Consider the following 4,698-nt stretch of genomic DNA (forward strand, 5'->3'; position numbering starts at 1 on the left):
CACCAATACGATTTGACAGAGACCCAAAAAAGTAAAACAGCACAAATGCACTGCTTTACTTTTATAAATGAGTTGCAAAAATTCTAACTACTTAAAATTTTAGTTAGTTTCTGTTTTAGGAATTGACGTTAGATTTTGCCAATTTTTCGAATAGAATTTTGAATTGATCTGATACTGCGGTGTCTTTTGTTTTTTCGTTAAAAATGGATCAATTTTCTGATCTACCGCTAACCATCCACGCCAACCCAAGTGAATTGTATCTTGCATAAAGTAAGGTACACCACCTTTATCACTAAGATCACAAATATTAGTAAATCCTTGTGAAGTTAACTGATACCGAATCTTTTGATCAAATATCTTTAACATTTTTGGTGATAATCCAGTATATTCACTCCACTTTTGGTTTACTGGAGGAATAATAAATTCAACATTCGTATGCAAACTAGCAAACTGGTTTAAAACAAGCTCAAAATCACTAAATTCCGGTGACTGCGTATAGTTCCAGTTACGTTCTAATCCCTTGAATTTAGTTTTTCTTTTTTCTAAACGCCGTTGATAAAATTGATTATCAATTCCAAACTGATTATTAGTAGTATGCGCTTTTCCTTGTTTCACCGCTAATTTATCCAGTGCACCCATTTGATAATTATTCGGTAATTGTTTGGCAAATTGATCAATTCGTCCCTGATTATCTTTCAACTTAAGGGCCGAGAAAAGCTGATCTTCATGCTGTAAAAGTCGTCTTTCGTACGTTAAATAGGTCCGTTGCCCCGACGTGATCTTTTTCCCATCGGCAACTCTTTTAAGCGCACTGGTAATTGTCCGGTTTGCTTTTCCGGATGGCATTTCTAATAATCTTTTAGCTGCATACCGGTCCATTTGCTGACTTCCATGTTGCTTTAAAAGCCACACCGTTGACTGTAAAGGTGAATAGTAAAATGAAAAGGCATCTTTACGGGCTCCCTTTTTCACAAACCACTGTGGTGAAATCACAAATACTGCTTTGCGATTCTTCAACTGGGAATCAACAAGCTGCATCTGAAAATAATGAGTCAAAGATTGCGTCCCAGGTGCACCCATTAAGAATGGCGTATAAGATCGTTTGTACTTTGATGCTAATACGGATGGATGAGAAAAATCAAACCTTGAAAATTCTGAAGATCCGAAAAAAGGTACAAAATTTTTGTGGGAAAGTGCTGATTCTTTAATAACCTGTCCTTTAAGAACATTAGGTGATAAAGATGTTGCTGCCTGACGTTCCGTTTTAGAATTGATATGACTCAATTTAAATGGGGAAAACAGAATTGCAAGTAACAGCAGCCCTGCTAAAAGAACTGGCCCAAAAATCAGAAAAAGTTTCTTTGCCACTAGGCTTGTAATTCCTTAACTTGTGCAATGATTTTGTTTGGCGTGTCCCATTTGCTACGCTCAAACTCAGAAACTGGCACATTAACTCCCAGCTCACTTTGTAATTGTAAAAGGAGTTGAACTGTCCCCATTGAGTCCAACAACCCAGCATCAAAAAGATTACTGTCCATATCTTCGCTTACATCATTACCTGTTAAATCCTGTAAAATATTTAAAACTTTTTCTTTTGTATCCATTATAATTACTCTCCTTCAAAAATTAATTTACTTCGCAAACAACATTGTATTTAAAAACCCTGAAAATAGTAAAAATGTAAAACAAACAAAATTAAAAGTTATAAAAGTTGCGAAAAGCTCTGTAAACTTATTGTGTGGTAACTTGTCCTGATGCTTTTTCTTGTACCTCAACCACCAGTCATTCACAACGAGCGCGACCCCGTGCAGGATACCATAAGAAATATAATACCAAGTAACTCCATGCCAAAATCCCATGATCGTCATATTGATGATATAAGTGACATTAGCTGTTGTTTTGGGACTCTTGAAAACCTTGTGCTTCATCAAAAAGAAAACTAACCGCATATAAATGAAGTCACGAAACCAAAACGATAAAGTCATATGCCAACGATTCCAGAATTCCTTGATATTGTGTGATTTAAATGGTGCATTAAAGTTAATTGGTGTTTCGACACCCATAAAATAACTTGTCCCAATTGCAAACAAACTATAACCAGCAAAATCAAAGAATAGATACATACTGTAAACGTACATGACTCCAACCAATGACCAAGACATGCCATGTGCCATTAAAGCTTGATGCTCTATCTTTGGTAACATCAAAGTTCCAAAAAGATAGGACAACATATATTTATAAACGAACCCTAGGAAAATATTGTGTACACCTTTTTGCAAAAGCTTCAAATATTTATCTTGACTAGGTACATGATCATAATCACGTTTAAAACGTCGATAACGATCAATTGGTCCTGATGAAATGGTTGGGAAAAAGACCAGAAATTGTATAAAGAACCACGGTTCAAATTTCTTTAAAACACCATCGCGAGATTCCATAATCGTTTGAACAACTTTAAACGTTAAATAACTAATTCCTAAGAATCCAATAATTGACTGGGTACCATTAATGGCCGGTGTGAGCTTAACAACTACTAATGGTAAGATTGCCAGAATTACAGCACCCACAAAGATCCCCGTTTGATTCCTACTTTTACGATACGTAGTGTATCCCCAAACCAGTAACACTTCGTAAACTAAATACGCAATTAAAGCGATTCCTTGCGTTAACTTAGAACCACCAAAAATAAGAACTAAAAAGAAAAAGGAAATCAGTGTTTCATACCAGTGAAATCTCTTCCCACAAAGTAATCCAATCACTATCGGCAATAGTGCAATTGCCAATATGCCAAAGTAAGTAGGATTCTCATAAGGTGTAAATGTTAGCATTATGAATTAACCTCTCTCATGATCGATTTAATATCTACCTTACCATTGGCTGTGATTGGTAAGCTACTTTTGAAAACAAGCCGATTTGGCACCATATACGACATCATCGTAGCTTGTAAGCCCTTTTTAATTGCCACTGTTAGATCCATGTTATTCTCGAAATCATTATCCTCTGCAATCACATAAGCAATTAATTGCGACACCTTATGATTAGTATCATACTTAGGAACCGCTACTGCCTGTTTAATAAGCTTTTGCGCATTTAAATAGTGATCAACTTCTTCCAACTCTATGCGATACCCATGCAGCTTAATCTGAAAATCAAGGCGTCCTAGGTAATGTAAAACACCATTTTCATCCTTTGTACCTAAATCACCTGAATGATAGGCATCATGATTTCCGACCTGCTGAAAAACATGAGCCGTTTTTTCTGGATTATTTAAATAACCTTTGGACACACTTGGGCCTGAAATAACCAACTCACCCGTTTTACCAACATCGACAGGCTTTCCAGATTGATCAAGCACACTAATTTTCATGTCTGATTTCGGTTTGCCAATGGGAAGCCGTTGATCTTCGTCTAAGATTTTCTGTGTAATCTCCATCGCCGTCACCGCAACGGTAGTCTCAGTTGGTCCGTACGTATTATAAATTTTTGCTTGTGGAAACCGTTCTTTTAACTGTACTGCCGTCCGATGGGTTAATTCTTCACCACAAAACATGAAGTGACTTAACGTTGGATAATGGGCAGCATCAAACTCCGGTTGCAATAAACAAATATCAACAAAAGAAGGTGTCGAAACCCAAACGTTTAAATTCATCTTGGGTAAGTAATCAAAAAGCTCTTTAAAGTTATCCGTAATTTTTTTAGGTAAAACCTGTAAAGTTCCACCACTAACCAATGTCGGATAGAGACTCATCACTGATAAATCAAAGGAATACGGTGCCTGGGCAAGACTGACCGGTGCATCAGGTAAATTAAAGTCCTTTAACATCCAATTTACAAAACTTGTTAAGTTCTGATGACTAATTTGAACTCCTTTTGGTTTTCCCGTTGTCCCAGAAGTAAAAATAATGTAGTAGTTCTGATCGCCCGAAACTGCAAGCTTTTCATCAAATCGACCAGTCGTTTTAAATATCTGAGCTAATTCATCAGCATTTATCACCGGAATTCCTTTAATCTGAATCGGCAATTTCTCTACTGCAATACAAGCAGTGGGCTTAGCAATCTCTTGGATCATTTCCAACCGATCATTTGGAGAATGCTGGTCAATGGGGATATATGCATGCCCACTTTTTACAATTCCGAGAAAGGTTGCTACCATTTCAAAACTCTGTTCACCAAAAACCATAATTGGTGCCTGAGCGTCTAAATTCATTTGACCGATTTTACTGGCCAACGCGTCCGAATAACATTTCAACTCATGATATGTATGGGTTTCACCCAGATAATCATAAGCAATGCGATCTGGTGTTTGCTCACTGTTTTTGTCGATCGCGTTAATTACGTTTGTAATTTGCATTGTTTCCCCCCTAATAACTTTTAAAACACTTAAAATTCATTGTAAATAAATGTACCGCCACTAATACCACTATAGCCGTATAAATACACAAGTATTAAGAAAACGACAAAATAAAAAAACATTTGTGCTAGGAACTTCACCCATTCCCGTTGCCATAATATTTTAAAAAAATCTTTCATGTTTTGTTTCCCCCCTAGAATGCACGTCTCTATCAATCACAGTATCTCATGAATTAATTAGCCTGTAAATATATTTTTAGTATAACCACTTAATCTCTTCGTAACAATCCGTTAACGCAACTGTTAACTAATTCTTTATGGTTCTACAATATCTGTTGTTGGTAATAG

General features: G+C 36.3%; 5 protein-coding genes. All 5 read right to left on the reverse strand.

Annotated features, from left to right (window positions below; all coding sequences use genetic code 11):
• Positions 1-99 precede the first annotated feature (99 nt).
• From dltD to IV84_RS09595, 5 genes are read right to left on the reverse strand one after another with little or no spacing between them, the layout of a single operon-like run.
• Positions 100-1,368 (reverse strand): D-alanyl-lipoteichoic acid biosynthesis protein DltD, encoded by a 1,269-nt coding sequence (gene dltD, locus IV84_RS09575; RefSeq protein ID WP_056986562.1) that lies wholly within the window; start codon positions 1,366-1,368, stop codon positions 100-102.
• Positions 1,368-1,604 (reverse strand): D-alanine--poly(phosphoribitol) ligase subunit DltC, encoded by a 237-nt coding sequence (gene dltC / locus IV84_RS09580; protein WP_046872072.1) that lies wholly within the window; start codon positions 1,602-1,604, stop codon positions 1,368-1,370. The genes dltD and dltC overlap by 1 nt, the downstream gene beginning before the upstream one ends.
• A gap of 27 nt (positions 1,605-1,631) precedes the next feature.
• On the reverse strand, positions 1,632-2,828 hold the full coding sequence (gene dltB, locus IV84_RS09585) for a D-alanyl-lipoteichoic acid biosynthesis protein DltB (RefSeq protein WP_046872071.1): 1,197 nt from the start codon (positions 2,826-2,828) through the stop codon (positions 1,632-1,634).
• A complete protein-coding gene (gene dltA / locus IV84_RS09590) occupies positions 2,828-4,351 on the reverse strand; it encodes a D-alanine--poly(phosphoribitol) ligase subunit DltA (protein ID WP_056986564.1) in 1,524 nt (507 codons plus the stop codon). Before dltA ends, dltB begins: the two co-directional genes overlap by 1 nt.
• A gap of 29 nt (positions 4,352-4,380) precedes the next feature.
• A complete protein-coding gene (locus IV84_RS09595; protein ID WP_056986566.1) occupies positions 4,381-4,530 on the reverse strand; it encodes a teichoic acid D-Ala incorporation-associated protein DltX in 150 nt (49 codons plus the stop codon).
• Positions 4,531-4,698 lie beyond the last annotated feature (168 nt).

The sequence above is a fragment of the Pediococcus damnosus genome, from assembly GCF_001437255.1.
GTDB lineage: Bacteria > Bacillota > Bacilli > Lactobacillales > Lactobacillaceae > Pediococcus > Pediococcus damnosus.